This window comes from Planococcus sp. SSTMD024 (assembly GCF_041320495.1).
Lineage (GTDB): Bacteria > Bacillota > Bacilli > Bacillales_A > Planococcaceae > Planococcus.
The window spans coordinates 294,230-308,983 of the sequence record NZ_JBGGNS010000019.1 but is presented as its reverse complement, the minus strand read 5'-3'; the positions used below and the strand labels follow the sequence as shown (position 1 = coordinate 308,983).

Annotated in this window: 14 protein-coding genes; all 14 read left to right on the top strand. The window is 50.1% G+C overall.

Annotated features, from left to right (window positions below):
• Positions 1-5 precede the first annotated feature (5 nt).
• Positions 6-1,223, top strand: a complete 1,218-nt coding sequence (locus AB9R92_RS05425; protein ID WP_370668468.1) for a bifunctional folylpolyglutamate synthase/dihydrofolate synthase — start codon at positions 6-8, stop codon at positions 1,221-1,223.
• Positions 1,224-1,228: 5 nt separating this feature from the next.
• The gene (locus AB9R92_RS05420; protein ID WP_370668467.1) at positions 1,229-2,932 is read left to right on the top strand and encodes a diguanylate cyclase; all 1,704 of its coding nucleotides are present in this window, start codon (positions 1,229-1,231) and stop codon (positions 2,930-2,932) included.
• Positions 2,933-3,154: 222 nt separating this feature from the next.
• Positions 3,155-3,673: a type IV pilus modification PilV family protein gene (locus tag AB9R92_RS05415; RefSeq protein WP_370668466.1), complete on the top strand. Its 519-nt coding sequence runs from the start codon at positions 3,155-3,157 to the stop codon at positions 3,671-3,673.
• Positions 3,673-4,131 (top strand): prepilin-type N-terminal cleavage/methylation domain-containing protein, encoded by a 459-nt coding sequence (locus tag AB9R92_RS05410; RefSeq protein WP_370668465.1) that lies wholly within the window; start codon positions 3,673-3,675, stop codon positions 4,129-4,131. Before AB9R92_RS05415 ends, AB9R92_RS05410 begins: the two co-directional genes overlap by 1 nt.
• A 10-nt stretch (positions 4,132-4,141) precedes the next feature.
• Positions 4,142-5,650, top strand: coding sequence for a hypothetical protein (locus AB9R92_RS05405; RefSeq protein ID WP_370668464.1), 1,509 nt, complete (start codon positions 4,142-4,144; stop codon positions 5,648-5,650).
• Positions 5,651-5,683: 33 nt separating this feature from the next.
• On the top strand, positions 5,684-6,097 hold the full coding sequence (locus AB9R92_RS05400; protein WP_370668463.1) for a hypothetical protein: 414 nt from the start codon (positions 5,684-5,686) through the stop codon (positions 6,095-6,097).
• A gap of 1 nt (position 6,098) precedes the next feature.
• A complete protein-coding gene (locus tag AB9R92_RS05395) occupies positions 6,099-7,535 on the top strand; it encodes a VanW family protein (RefSeq protein WP_370668462.1) in 1,437 nt (478 codons plus the stop codon).
• A gap of 22 nt (positions 7,536-7,557) precedes the next feature.
• Positions 7,558-9,216: a GspE/PulE family protein gene (locus AB9R92_RS05390; RefSeq protein WP_370668461.1), complete on the top strand. Its 1,659-nt coding sequence runs from the start codon at positions 7,558-7,560 to the stop codon at positions 9,214-9,216.
• A gap of 1 nt (position 9,217) precedes the next feature.
• The gene (locus AB9R92_RS05385) at positions 9,218-10,270 is read left to right on the top strand and encodes a type IV pilus twitching motility protein PilT (RefSeq protein WP_370668460.1); all 1,053 of its coding nucleotides are present in this window, start codon (positions 9,218-9,220) and stop codon (positions 10,268-10,270) included.
• Positions 10,271-11,482: a type II secretion system F family protein gene (locus tag AB9R92_RS05380; protein WP_370668459.1), complete on the top strand. Its 1,212-nt coding sequence runs from the start codon at positions 10,271-10,273 to the stop codon at positions 11,480-11,482.
• Positions 11,483-11,616: 134 nt separating this feature from the next.
• Positions 11,617-12,042 carry a prepilin-type N-terminal cleavage/methylation domain-containing protein gene (locus tag AB9R92_RS05375; RefSeq protein ID WP_370668458.1) on the top strand — a complete coding sequence of 142 codons (426 nt, stop codon included), beginning with the start codon at positions 11,617-11,619 and terminating at the stop codon, positions 12,040-12,042.
• 27 nt (positions 12,043-12,069) lie between these two features.
• On the top strand, positions 12,070-13,005 hold the full coding sequence (gene pilM, locus AB9R92_RS05370) for a type IV pilus biogenesis protein PilM (protein ID WP_370668457.1): 936 nt from the start codon (positions 12,070-12,072) through the stop codon (positions 13,003-13,005).
• Positions 13,006-13,007: 2 nt separating this feature from the next.
• Entirely contained in the window at positions 13,008-13,742 is a 735-nt protein-coding gene (locus tag AB9R92_RS05365; RefSeq protein WP_370668456.1) for a fimbrial assembly protein, read from the top strand.
• Complete coding sequence (locus AB9R92_RS05360) at positions 13,739-14,494, top strand: pilus assembly protein PilO (RefSeq protein WP_370668455.1); 756 nt, start codon at positions 13,739-13,741, stop codon at positions 14,492-14,494. The genes AB9R92_RS05365 and AB9R92_RS05360 overlap by 4 nt, the downstream gene beginning before the upstream one ends.
• Positions 14,495-14,754: the final 260 nt, after the last annotated feature.

Genomic DNA, 14,754 nt, shown 5'->3' with positions numbered 1-14,754 from the left:
GGAAAATGATTAATGGCTTAGCGGAGTATAAAGTGAAATGGAATATTGCGACGGACAATGCGATCAAACCCGGGCTGGATGCGATCCGTTCGGCACTTGGTGAACTCGGGAACCCGGAAGCCAAAGGGAGTTTTGTGCATATCGCCGGGACCAATGGCAAAGGTTCGACGGCTGCAATGCTGTCTGCGGTATTGCAGGCGCACGGCAAATCGGTCGGCACATTCTATTCGCCTGGCATCATCGACCTTCACGACCAGATCCAAATCAACGGCGAGCCCATTTCACCGAAAACGTTGGATGAGGTCATGCAGGAGCTGTCGGAAATCGAGACGCCGCTCACGGACTTCGAATTGCTGACGGCTGCCGCTTATGTGCACTTCCGCAATCAATCACCCGATTTCGCGATCATCGAAGCGGGGATGGGCGGGCGCTTTGATTCGACGAATGTCATCGTTCCGGAGATTTCGCTGATCCCATCAATCTCTAAAGAGCATACGAATTTCCTCGGCGAAGACGTCAAAGACATCGCCTTTCATAAGGCAGGCATCATCAAGAAATGGCGCCCCGTCGTCACGGGGCCGCTCACTGATGACGCGATGCAAATCGTCTGTCAGGAAGCGAAGAAGCAGCACGCTGATTTGATTGTCGCAAACACGCCTTATAGCGGACCACTTGCGCTAAAAGGAGTGCATCAAAAATGGAATGCGCAAATTGCCCAGGAAGCGGCAAAGGAACTTCTCGGTACGGGCTATGAGGACAAAACAGCGCAGGAGGCCTTGGCGACTGCCTCGATCGCCTACCGTTTCGAGACTGTTGCGGAAGGCTTGGTATTCGACGGTGCCCATAATGAAGCGAGCATCGAAGCGCTCGTCGAAACGATTCGAGCGGGATTCCCGGGAAAAAATGTGCGCATCGTCATGGGAATGCTGAAAGATAAAGCGTATGAGAATGTGCTGCGCAAGCTGGAGGCCATCAGCGGGCATTTCGTGTTTATCGACTTTGATAACCCCCGCGCCTTGCCGGCTGAAAAATTATTTTCAGCCAGCAACAGTAAAATAAAGACAATTAAAACTGTTTATGATATATTACCTGTTAACGGTTATAACGAAGTGACTATAGTCACAGGATCACTTTACCTCCTTTCGACCTTGAAAAGCCCCACATTGCCTTTTTTGGATCATTTCAGAAAAGGATCCAAACAGCTTGAATCCTCCGAGGAGTAGATGTCATGAAAGATAGCAAAAAAAGAAAGCCGTTATTATGGGCACTGTGGGCGTTGATCGTTCCAGCCGGTTTGTATATCGTTTACCGGCAGTATCCGCCTCAGGTGCTGTTTGACTGGGAATTATTGGCGTTTGTTGCGTTCGCTGTATTGACGTCTTTATTGCCGCTCAATATTAACGGCACCCCGATGTACCTCGTGCAATGGGTGACCATTGCAGTATTCTTAAAATATGGGCTATTTGTCGAAATCCTTGTTTCCCAGCTGACGATGCTCATCCTCTTGTTCCGCACGCGAAGCGCTTCACCGCGCACCGAACGCTTTCCGTTCAATTCACTCATGTTTTTCGTATTGTCGGCGTTTACCGGGCTGGTCTTTTTTGGGGTTGGCGGCGAAATCGGGTCGACACAGTTTTCGCATATCGTCATGTATGGCTTGCTTTACCAACTCGTATACCTCGTAGCGAATCATCTGTATTTGTATGTAGATGATGTATTGATGAAAACATCCAAATCGTTCATCACGCTCGACACGATCTGGGATTTCCTCATCACGCTGTTGGTCTTTCCTTATGCCATCACGCTCTATATGCTCGAAGCATCGATCGGGATCTATGCTCCGGTGCTGCTCGGTTTGCCATTCATGGTCATGACCGTCGTTTTGCGCCTTTATAATAGTTCGGAAAAAATCAATATCGACTTGAAAAAAGCGGGGAATATCGGTCACCAGCTTGCCGACCGGCTGACGCAGAATGAAGTAATCGACCAATTCGTCGAACACGTGTCTGTGATGTTCAAAACGGATTACACCTATGTCATCGATTTCCGCGACAGCCAGCTGCTCGTCCTGCGGATGTTCGAAGACGGCAAGTTTACCGAATTGGATATGCCCGCTGTCCCGTATACAAAAGGAATTGCCGGACAGGTCATTGCGGATAACGCACCGATCCTATTCGGGAAAAAAAGGCAATGGGCCGATCTTGCCACCGTGCAGATGAGGCCGGATATCGAAAGCCTCATGGCGACGCCGATTTCGAGAAACAATAAAATCGAAGGCGTTTTGCTCGTCGGGTCGAGAAGGCCGTTCGCTTTTTCCGAAAACCAATTGCAGATCATGGAAATCCTCAGCACTTATTTCGCGGTATCGCTTGAAAAAGCGGGCTATATGGAGAAAGTCATCGCCAAAAGCGAGCGCTGCGGCTTGACCAAGCTCTATAATTACCGCTACTTGGATGAAACACTTGATAGCTGCATGAAAGAAATCGACGCCGGCACGTTGGATCAATTGTCGCTCATCATGATGGACATCGACCATTTCAAATCCATCAACGATACATACGGCCATCAGAGCGGCAACGAGATCCTCATCCAGCTGGCGGATTTATTGAGGGAGTCGGTCGGTGAGGAAGGCACAGTCGCACGGTATGGCGGAGAGGAATTCGTCATCTTGCTGCCGCGTTACAGCAAAGAGCTGGCCTTGATCCTCGCGGAAAACTTGCGCAAGGAAATTGCAGGCCATGCATTCAAGCTCCAGCAAAGCATCCAAAACGAAAAACTGACCGATGAGCTCCACATCACCATGAGCATCGGCGTCGCATCGGCTCCCGAAGACGCAGAAGACGGCACCGGCATCATTCGCAACGCTGACCGCGCACTTTACACGGGCGCCAAGCAAGCAGGCAGGAACAAAGTTGCAGCCTACACTAAATAAGACTACAGAACGGCATTTGCCGTTTCTGTAGTCTTTTTCTCTTATGTAATATGGGAATGAAAGCCAAAGTTTTATTAAAAAGTATAGATTATCCTGTAAAAATACCGTGTCAAATAAGAATAAACATGCAATAATAAAGGCGTAGTATGATTTAGATAGAAAGGCTTCACTAAAAGGAAATTACTAACAATAAATCGGACAAAAATAGGGGGAATGCAGGAAATGAAGAAGCTGAAGTCGCAACAAGGATTAACGCTGGTCGAAGTGCTGGCGGCACTAGTCATCCTCGCAATCGTCTTCGTTGGCATCATGACCGTATTTCCCCAAATGACCTTGTTCAACAACAAGACCGAAGCGAAGCTTGATACGATGAACTTGGCCAGGCAGGAGATGGCGAATATCGCCAATGCGGATTGGCTCGGGGACCGTAGTGAAGAAGACCCGGTCATTTATGAAAAATTCGCCGATAAATACGAAACTACAATGGACAGTCTGAGCTATAGAAAAGTCTCTGAAGAAAACGGTTACGCACGGTTCGAAAAGCAGGATGGCTATACGTACGAAGTGGAACTTGAACTTGCCTGTACGCCTTTCTTGACCGAAACCGAGACGAGCCTTTTAAAATGCGATGACCCGACGCTTGCCCAGCTGCACAAAATACATTTAAAGATTTATCAGGACGGCCAAGTTAATAGTGAGACATACGGCTATCTTCAATACCGTGTAGAGGAACAAAACTGATGGAGAGGCTAAATGAAAAAGGGGTAAGCCTCGTTGAAGTACTAGCCGCGCTTCTCCTAGTATCCATCATTGCGACTGCAGCTTGGACGGCATTGTCCATTGGCATGAAGCACACCACTGCAGAAACGAGCAAAACGGAGATCCAGCAGGATGCCAATATCATCATCACGAAGTTGTCGGCCGCTCATCGCCAGAACGAGACCTATTCACTCAAATTTGAAGGCGGCCAATTGATGATAAAAACTCCAGGTGCAACAGGAGCGGGGGATTTTGTGCGAGTGCTCGATAAGGAATATGACTACACCGGCACTGTAATAGCCGGCAATCCGGACTTAACCGCTGAAACATTGATCGAACCGAAGAAAGAGCACGCAAACATTCATTTAAATTTAACGAAAAACGGCCGAAACTTGAGCATCCAGACGACATTGACACGCATCCGCACTGACCGGCCATAGGAGGCGCTATATGGAAAAGGTGAAAAATGAAAAAGGCTATGCGCTCGTCATTGTCCTGCTCATCATCGTGCTGTTTATGGGGTTAGCGGCCACGTTCATGGCTGGCTCATTGAATCACGCAAAACAGGAAAAAGTCGTGGATACCGGGAACCAAGCGGTCGCAGCCGCTGAAATGGGCACCATCTATTACAGTTCGGATTTCGAGCGCGAATTGAAACTATTGAAAGAGGAAATGCAGCAGGAAACCCAATTGCGACTTAACGTCCTCATTTCCTGTGTAGAAGAGCCGCTTGGCGCTTTATGTGATACCGAATCGGAAAGAACAGCATGGGAAGAGAAAATTGACGAAGAAATGAAAGAACTTTATGTACAAAAAATTCTTGAGAAAAGTGCAGAGCTGGATGAATTGAAACTGGCAGGTGAAGAAACGCCATTTGCGGGTGAGCAATTACAATACCATGTGAAATCGGCAACTGCTGTGAAATTAAATGCTTCTCAAAACAATGTCGACGATTTGCATATCATCGATAAAGATGTGAAATGGGTAAAAATCGAGTTGAATGTTGAGGGACGGGCCATCGACAACGAAAAAGAATTAACGGCGATTTTTCAAGTGGAGATTCCGGACAGCTTTCTGAATTCGACGGAAACCCGCAAAATCAACACGATCCTTATTACAGAAGATGAAGATTTAACTTATGACAAAGTATTTTCACTGACACCGCCTGCAATCTCATGTGCAGATTTAGTAACCGCGGTCAGAAACAATACAGCGGAAGCGCCTTATGAATGCAAAGCAAAAGCTAATGAAACCTTGAAAGAGTTTCTAGCTTCACTTGATGATGATATGGATCCGAAAGATTTCCGCGTTTTTACAGACGACTATGCTGACTTTGTTTGTGAGAACAATTGTAACAACACTGACTTCCGAGGAATCAATATTGTCGTGAGTGAAAATGATGCAGGGGCACCGAATAATATGAATAATTTGGTCAATGCTAATTTATTCATTTCCGGCAAGTTATCGGTTGGAAATAATATTATTAATCTAGGCAAAAATGGAGAAAAACAGACAATCGTAGTAAAAGAGCTAGATGTCGACGTTAACTTAAAAAACATGTACAACACAAACTTTTTAGTCCTAGGCTATCAAGACAAAACGAGAAAAGCGCAAATTGAGTGGAAAAACCATATTGAAGTATCGAATCATTCCAATTTTTGCATTGACCTTGACCGAATTGATGCGGATGATCTGTCGCGTTTGGAAAAAGAAATTGCGTTTTCCGATAGCGGCCATTTGATCTATTACACTGAGGTTGCAGACAAGAAATTTGTTTTAAGGGATAAAAATGGAAAAATCAATCAAGAAATGACCAGCATCTATGTAACGAGAGCCAGTGATTATTCAACATTCCTGGAAAACTGCGGAATTTCCATGAAGGAAAGCAAGATTGTCCCAATTGATGTCTCGGTTCCCGAGCCGATTGGATCCGGTTTTGGCTTGGAAGTTGAATATTAATGATGAAATGCGCAAGGCGTAGGGGGAAAAACGATGATTAAATTATTGATTTGGCTCATGATCGCAGCGGTGGTCATGGCGGGAGTGGTCTTTTCCAAGAAGATAGAGAATAAGAAAAAGACCTATATCGTGGCAACCGGCAGTCTCTTAGCAGCTGCCGTCGCACTATGGATGCAAGGGAGTTTCGCCTGGCACATGAGCCTGCTCACGATTCTCGGCTTGTCGCTCGTGACAGCGCTTCTCTTCATGAAAATAGAAGAACGCGAGCAACAGGAAAAAGCACGTTTGAAACAAGAGCGGCAAAATCGCAAAAAGCAGTCCGACGCAATGCCGGCGCAACCTAAAGCAATTAAAGAAGAGCCTGTAAAAAAACAGGAAGCCACCATAGAGAAATCCGAGAAGGTATTTGGCATGGAGTCCATCGGCCCGGTCGGAAAGGGGAATTAAGATGGACAATAAGCAATTCGGAAAAGTGTTCGGCGGCGTATTTGGAGCCGCCCTTGTCGTATTTGGCGTGGCCAATGCCGGGGCGTATGCGGTGGATGAATGGGTGTTCCCGTCGGCGGAATACGGCGATTATACGTATATCGGCACGACCGATGTCTCGAATATGGCGGTCGCGGATGCCAAGACTTTGTTTTTGAGCCAGGCTTCCGCCGTCCGGCAATCCTCGGAACTGCATGTCACGTATTTGGATGCGACGGCGAAATACCCATTGAAAGACGTTGAAATTTCACTCGATGAAACTTTGGAAAGAGCAGAGAGCGGCGCGCAAAATGATTTCGTTTTCGATTTATCGGAATCGACGACACGGTCGTTCTTAAAGAAGCAATTTGCCGATGTACCGTTTACGGAAGCGGATATCGCGACTATCCACCAGCAGCTGGAAACCGCACTGGAAGGCGGTCAGTCGGTGACGCGCGTCGACATCAGCAGCGACTCGCTCGAAATGCGCCCGGTGGAAGTGGCCCAATCGAGCTTTTCGCATAATATAAACAGCACCGGCGCGAAAGAGGCGATTGCAGCGCTCGACGGCACAGTCATCGCCCCGGATGAGCAGTTCGACTTTTTATTAAAGCTTGAAGAATTGGCTTTGCTCGATGCGACCGATGCGGAGCTGACGGAAATCGCTTCCGCTATTTACGGAGCCGTGTTGCGGACGAATTTCCTCATCGAACAGCGCAGCATCGGTGAACAAGTGCCGAAAAATGTGCCGGCCGGGGAAGAAGCGGCAATCAACCGGTCCTTGGGCGTCGATTTCGCGTTCTCCAATCCGAATGCAAGTTCATTCACCTTGAACGTCTATATCGAAAATGGGGAACTGGCCGCATCGATCCATGGGCAGCCATTCGCCAATGAATATTTCATTTCAACAGCAAGCGATAAAGAAATCGAACCGCGCCTCATCAAGCAATACAGCGCGTTCGTCTCCAGCGGCAAAAAAGTAAAGGAAACAGGCCGTGACGGCAAGCGCATCGAAGTGGTCAAAACCGTGGTTGAAGGCGGAAAAGAAGTCAGCGTCGAACCCGTGTCGAGTGATTTCTATCCGCCGGTGCACCGCGTCGAAGTGTATCCACTGAACGTACCGGAAGCGCCAGCGACCGATGCCGATGGTGAACCGATTCCGCAGTCAGGAGATGAAGGGTTTATCGACGCAAACAATAACGGCATCCACGACCCAGCAGAGGAAACTTCAGAAGACGGCGCAGCTGCTGGAGAGGAAGACGGTACAGAAGCTGGGTCTGATGACTCGACTGGCGAATCAAGCCAAGATCCAGATCAAGATGTTGGTGCTGGGGCAGATGATGATGAAGACAGCAAAAACGATCCTTCGCAAGACGAGGAACCTGTGTACGATAAAGCGGGGAAACGAATCGTTAAGTAACGGGAGAGCAAGGGGGATTTGAATGGTAATTAAACGGAGACGAATCGGCGACATTCTCGTCGAGCAAGGTTTATTGTCACAGGAAGATCTGCAAGGAACGCTCGATTCGAAACAGAATGACCAGAAACTCGGGGATGCGTTATTGGCGCGCGGGCTCATAACCGAAATGCAATTGATCGAAACGCTCGAAGTGCAGCTCGGCATCCCGCATGTCTCACTGTTCCGCTACCCGTTCGACCCGATGCTTTTCAACGTCGTGCCGAAGGAATTCGCGAAGCGCAAACTGCTCGTGCCGCTCAAGACAGAAGGCGACCGCTTGTTTATCGCGATGACCGACCCGACCGATTTCATCGCCATCGATGATTTGCGCCTGGCGACCGGCTTCCAGATCGAACCGACGATCGCGTCGAAAGAAGACATCATGAAAACGATCGCCAAGTATTATGAAGAAGAGTCATATGATGAATTGTTAGAAGAAATGCCCGATGCCAAAGAAGACAAAGAAGATGCATTGACCGACCTGGATGCGCCGATCGTGCGCCTCGTCAATCAGCTGTTGTCGAATGCGGTCGCGATGAAAGCGTCCGATGTCCATCTCGACCCGCATGAAAGCAAATTATTGGTGCGTTACCGGATTGACGGGACGCTCCGGACCGAGCGGGTATTGCCGAAGACGATGCAGCAGATGGTCACCGCCCGCATCAAAATTCTCGCCAATCTCGACATCACCGAAAACCGCATCCCGCAAGACGGCCGCATCAAGACGACCGTCGATTTTCGCGCGATCGACCTCCGCGTATCGTCGCTGCCGACCGTGTTCGGCGAGAAAATCGTCATGCGGATCCTGGACTTGAGCCAGAACTTGACCGACATCTCCAAGCTCGGTTTCAACGAGACGAATATGGAACGGTTCATGACCGAAATCGACAAGCCGAACGGCATCGTGTTGATTTCCGGCCCGACCGGCTCCGGGAAATCGTCTACCTTATATGCGGCGCTCAATAAGCTGAATTCAGAAGAAGTGAACATCATCACCGTTGAAGACCCGGTCGAGTATCAATTGGAAGGCATCAACCAGATCCAAGTGAACGCCAACGTCGGCTTGAGCTTTGCGGCAGGGCTGCGTTCGATTCTTCGCCAGGATCCCGATATCGTCATGGTCGGGGAGATCCGCGACAAGGAAACGGCCGACATTTCCATTCGGGCTTCGCTGACGGGGCATTTGGTGCTGAGCACGATCCATACGAATGACTCGATCGCCTCCATTACGCGCCTTCTCGATATGGGCATTGAACCGTTTCTCGTCACCGCTTCGCTCAATGCGGTCATCGCACAGCGGCTTATCCGGCGCGTATGCAGGGATTGCAAGGAAATACAGCCGGCAACCGTGCGCGAGAAAGAGATTTTCGCGAGAAGGGGCTTGTCGGTCGATACGATTTCACGGGGTGCCGGCTGCCCGCAATGCAATATGAGCGGCTATAAAGGGCGCATGGCGATACACGAAGTGCTCGTTGTCGATGACGCGATGAAAGACGTCATCAACCGGAGTGGCTCGGCTGCTGAAATCCGCAAGATCGCCGTCGCCAATAAAACGATTTTCCTCATTGACGATGGCCTATTAAAAGTAAAGGAGGGCATGACGACGACGGAAGAAGTGCTCCGCGTTGCCATGAGTGATTAATATGACTGAAACCGCGATTGATTTTATCGACAAAGTTTTGACTGCAGCGCGTGAACTCGATGTCTCCGATATCCATATGACGACCGGCATCCCGCCCGTCTTCCGCATGCACGGATCGCTCAAGCGCTACGGCGAGGAGCGGCTGTTGCCGGATGATACCGAAGCGATCGCCAAAGCCTTGATGCCGGAAAGTTTATGGGAGACGTTTTTGCAAAAAGGCGAGATGGACTATTCCTACTCGATTCCGGGTGTCGCCCGTTTCCGTGTCAACTCGTTCCACCAGCGCGGCTCCATTTCGCATGCGTTCCGGACGATCCCGACGGTTATCCCGTCGATTGACGATTTGAAAATGCCGGATACGTTGAAGAAATTGTCCGATACGCATCAAGGCTTGATTCTCGTCACCGGCCCGACCGGTTCCGGTAAATCGACGACTTTGGCTGCGATGATCCGCCATATGAATGAAAACATGACGAAGCACATCATCACGCTCGAAGACCCGATCGAGTACATGCACAAGCACGGCTCATCGGTCATCGACCAGCGCGAAGTCGGCTTCGACACGAAATCGTTCGCCAACGGCCTGCGCGCCGCCTTGCGTCAAGACCCGGATGTCATCCTGGTCGGTGAGATGCGCGACCTTGAGACGATCACGACCGCGATCACTGCCGCTGAAACCGGCCACTTGGTCATGGGCACGCTCCACACGTCAAGCGCCGCCTCGACCGTCGAACGAATCATCGACGTGTTTCCACCAGAGCAGCACGCGCAAATCCGCACGCAGCTCGGCGGCATTTTGAAAGCGGTCATCTCGCAGCGCCTGCTTCCGACAGCGGACGGCAAAGGGCGCGTCGCCGCGACCGAGATCATGATTCACAATACGGCGATCGCGAACTTGATCCGCACCGAGAAAGTCCACCAGATCCCGAACGTCATCTTAACGAACCGGGCGGCGGGGATGCACCTTATGCAGACATCGGTCCAGGAGCTTTTGAATAAAGGCCGCATCACGAAGCAGATCGCGGCGCCGTATTTGATCGGAGGCGAGGAGTAAGTGGCGCGCTTTAAATACGAAGGACGCGACCGGAAAAAGATCCGCGCCGGCTACGTGACGTCTGCGAACCGCAAGGAAGCGGTGCAAAAGCTGCGCGAAGAAGGGATAAGGGTCATCGATATCCGCGAAGTGCCGGTCGGCGCCTTGCAAAAAGACATTACGTTCGGCAGCCCGGTCAAGCGCGACCAGTTCATCATGTTCCTGCGGCAGTTCTCGACTTTGATGCGCGCGGGCGTGACCATCGTCGATTCGGTGAAAATCCTGTCCCAGCAAGTTGAATCCAAGCAATTGCGAAAAACGCTTGCTGAGATAGAAGAAGAGCTCAGAAAAGGGAATTCCTTGTCCGACTCGCTGGCAAAATACCCGAAGATCTTTGAACCATTGACGGTCAATTTGGTGCGCGCAGGGGAGCTGTCGGGGAATATCGACGACTCGCTCGACCGGCTCGCGACGCATTACGACAAAGCCTACCAGACGAGGCAAAAAGTCATCTCGGCGATGAGCTACCCGGTCGTTGTCGGAATCCTCGCGATCGGCGTCGTCATTTTCCTGTTGTCGACGATCGTGCCGATGTTCGTCGATATGTTCCAAGGCTTCGGAGGGGAATTGCCGCTCGTCACGCAACTTGTCATGGGCGCGAGTGAATTCACCGTCCGGTATTGGTATTTGCTTATCTTGTTTGGATTGATATTCGCCGGCACGATTTGGGTGATGAAACGCAGCGAACAGGGGCGCATGGTGCTCGATACGGTCGTCTTGAAAATCCCGATTTTCGGGAAGCTCCTGCAGAAATCTGCGCTCGCCCGGCTCACGCGGACGCTCAGTTCCTTGTTCACCAGCTCCGTGCCGATCTTGCAGGCGATGACGATGACCGAAAAAGTCGTCGGCAATGCGGTGATGTCGAAAGTGTTGCTCGCGTCGCGCGATTCATTGGAGCGCGGCGGCTCGTTAACGGCGCCGATGAAAAAGCACTGGGCGTTTCCGCCGCTCATCCCGCATATGATCTCAATCGGCGAACAAACCGGATCTCTCGATCATATGCTTGCCAAAGTAGCGGAATTTTACGAGAAAGAAGTGGAAGCGGAAACCGACCGTTTGAAAGCCTTGATCGAACCGTTGATGATCGTCGTGCTCGCGGCTCTCGTCGGGACTATCGTCTTGGCAATCATGATGCCGATGTTCGAGATGTTCAATAATGTAGACAATTTGTAGGTAATTTAGCGATATTAACAAGAAAAAATTTCTAAAAAAATATTAAAAAGATATTGTTTAATCCGTGACCATTGATATAATTAAGCTGTACTGAAAATGGTACTTACTTAACAAAATAATAAGGGGGAAAAGAAATGAAGAAATTCTTACAGAAGAAATTGAAAGACCAAAAAGGGATGACGCTGATCGAGCTATTGGCAGTAATTGTCATCATCGCGATCATTGCGGCAATTGCCATTCCGGCGATTGGTAACTTGATTGAAAACAGTCGCCATAATGCTGCTCGAGCAGATGTTCAAATGGTGCTATCAGCTGCTAATTTATACTTTACAGAAACTGGAGCTGCTGAGAATGATACTGTAACACTTGCTAACTTAGGAGAATACATTGATGATCCGGGTGATGTTGATTCTGCTACCATTACAAAATTATCATCAGGTAATACTATTTCTGCATCTGTAATAGGAGACGAAGGAACCTATACATTCCCTGCTTTGACTAACGCTGCGTTGAGCGAACTAACTACTGAGCAAATCAAAGGATACTTACCAGCACAATAAATTGAGGTAATTTTAGGAGCTGATCAAATGGCCTTACCGTTTTTCCAGAAAAAAGCGCGCGTAGCGACGATTACGATAGAAGAAGATGCAATCCGCTATGTTGAGCTGAAGTCTGCGGAGCCGGTGTCCTTGATCCAGGCGGAAGAATTGTTTCTTCCGAAAGGAATCATGGATAGCGGCAAAATCGCAGACCCAGAAGCGCTCGCTGTGGAACTCGGTAAGGCGGTCGGTCAGTGGGGTCTCTCCAAAAAGTCAGTCCGCTTCCTCGCCCCTGACGAATTTGTTATCATCCGCAAAGTCCCTTACCCCGAAGACGTCGAAGCCGACGAATTAAAAGGGCATTTCTTTATCGAAATCGGATCCACCCTCTATTTGCCGTTTGAAGACCCGGTATTCGATGTGGTGCCGTACCACCCGGATTCCGATGAACCGGAAGCGATCATCATCGCGTCGAAAGAATCGGTCATCAAAGATTACGAAGACGCATTCGACGGCGTGAAACTGAAGCCGCTCGTCGCCGACATCACGCCGCTCGCGCTGTACCGCTTGGCGTATCTCGAACACGATTTTCCAGAAGACGAACACATCATGCTCATCGATATGCAAGGCACGAAAATGACGGTGTCGATTTTCCATGAACATTTCCCGATGTTCATGCGGCCGGTCGACCTCGACGTGCTCGTCGCCGACCCGAAAGATCCGGCGCAGCTGCTTGGTGCCGTCGAAGAAGAAGCCGAAAAGCTCGGCAATTTCTACCGCTATAATATGAACGAAGGCGAACAAGGCATCACGAAAGTCATCTGCAACGGGGAGTTCGGCGATTGGCACGCATTTTGCGGGCGTCTGTCCGACCGCTTCCAATTGGACGTCGAGCCGCTCGTCAAAGACGGCATCGAAGCGGACGGCAAAATCGTGCCGCCGCGCTTTAACCGGGCGATCGGCCTGGCGTTGAAAGAGGTGTAGGCATGTTAGTCGATATTAATTTACTCCCACAAAAAGAACGCGACCGGCCAGCTGTTTTAATCGCGGCGGTCGCGATTTTATTAGTGGCACTCATCATCTGGGCCGTGTTCGCCATGATGGCAAGAGCCGAAGCGAATGAACAACAGGCATTGCAAGCACAAGCACAAGGCGTCATGGCCGAACAGGCACAGCTCCGCAATGAACTCGAAGCGCGCCAAGGCATGAACGAAGAACAGCAATTGCAGGCGACTGTCGAATGGGCGGAAAGCTATCAATTCGATACGATTCCGCTATTGGAAGAATTGGTGTCCTTGCTTCCGGCGCGCGGCTTTTTCCAGACCTTCTCGTATACCGGACTGGACCAGGCGCAGCTTGTCGTCCAGTTCGATTCCTCGCGCGAAGCGGCTTATTATTTGGCGCAGCTGAAATCATCTGAACTGCTCACGTCCGCCACGCTCGATACTGTCGCAACCGAAATTTTCGACGAAGCAGAAGAAGAGGACCTCATCGTCGACCCGAGCGAGCCGCGCTATTTGGCGACCTATACGCTGTTGTTCCAGGATGAACGCATCCCGGTAGAAGGCGGAGAAGCAGAAGGCGAAGCGGTGGGCGAGGAAGCACCAACTGACGAAACGGCCGAACAACCGGCGGATTCAACTGAAACGGAAGAAACGGATGTTGAAGTCGATGTAGAGGTCGAGACAGACGATGCAGAAGCAGGAGATGAAGCCGCATGAGCAGCATGACCAAAAGCCAAAAAGAAAAAGCGCTCATCGTACTCGCTGTCTTGTTCTTGCTTGCCCTTGGGTTTTATTCCTATTTTCTCATGTACGCACCGGCAAAAGAAGCTCGTGAACAAGCCCAGCAATCGCTTCGTTCGGAACGCGACGTCTTGATGGCGCTGCAGACGCAAGTGAAGGAATTGCCGGAAGGCGAAACCCTCAGCACGCTTGAACTGCAGAAAAAAGTATCAATCGACCCGTTGTCCGAGCTGATGGTGCTGCAAATCGAAGAAGCGGAACTCGTTTCCGGAACACGCGTCGAAGCAATCCAGCTCGCAGAAGCGGACGTCGCACTTGCGGTTCCGGTCGAAGGATTGGAGAACTTGAAAGAAGTGGAAACGACCGTCGCGTTTTCAGCGGAAAATTACGGTGAGATCACGGACTTCATTTCCGAAATCGAGGAAATGGAACGCATACTGGTTATTGAGTCGATCAATTTCGGCGCCAATCCCGAAGTGCGGGAAGTCGTCGAAGAAACCGAACGGCTGCAAGTGACATTGTCGTTTGCGGCGTATTATCGCCCCGACCTTATTGCATTGGAAGACACCGTACCGAAGATCGATGCACCGGCGCCGGCGGATAAAAAAGACCCGCTGCCGGCAAACGATGGCACGGAATACGCCGATGACGGCGAAGCAGAAACAGATCACGACGTGGAAGTTGACGTTGACGTCACGGTGGAAGAAAGTGCATCAGGGGAGGAGTGAAGGAAATCATCGCGATTTCCTTTTCTTCTTTTACCGGGCAATCCTATATTTATAGTTTCACTTCAATTGCAACCCATCTTAAATTACAGAATGAAATCCGCTATATAAAGCAAAACTGCTGAGACTCCCGCGGGAAAGCGAGACAGCCGAGACCCCGCAGGAAGCGTAGCTTCTGAGGAGGCTTGGCGCTCGCCCGCAGGAAAGCGAAGTAGTTTTGCGAAACATAAAAAGCTGAAATTTAAGTTGTACTGATAGCTACT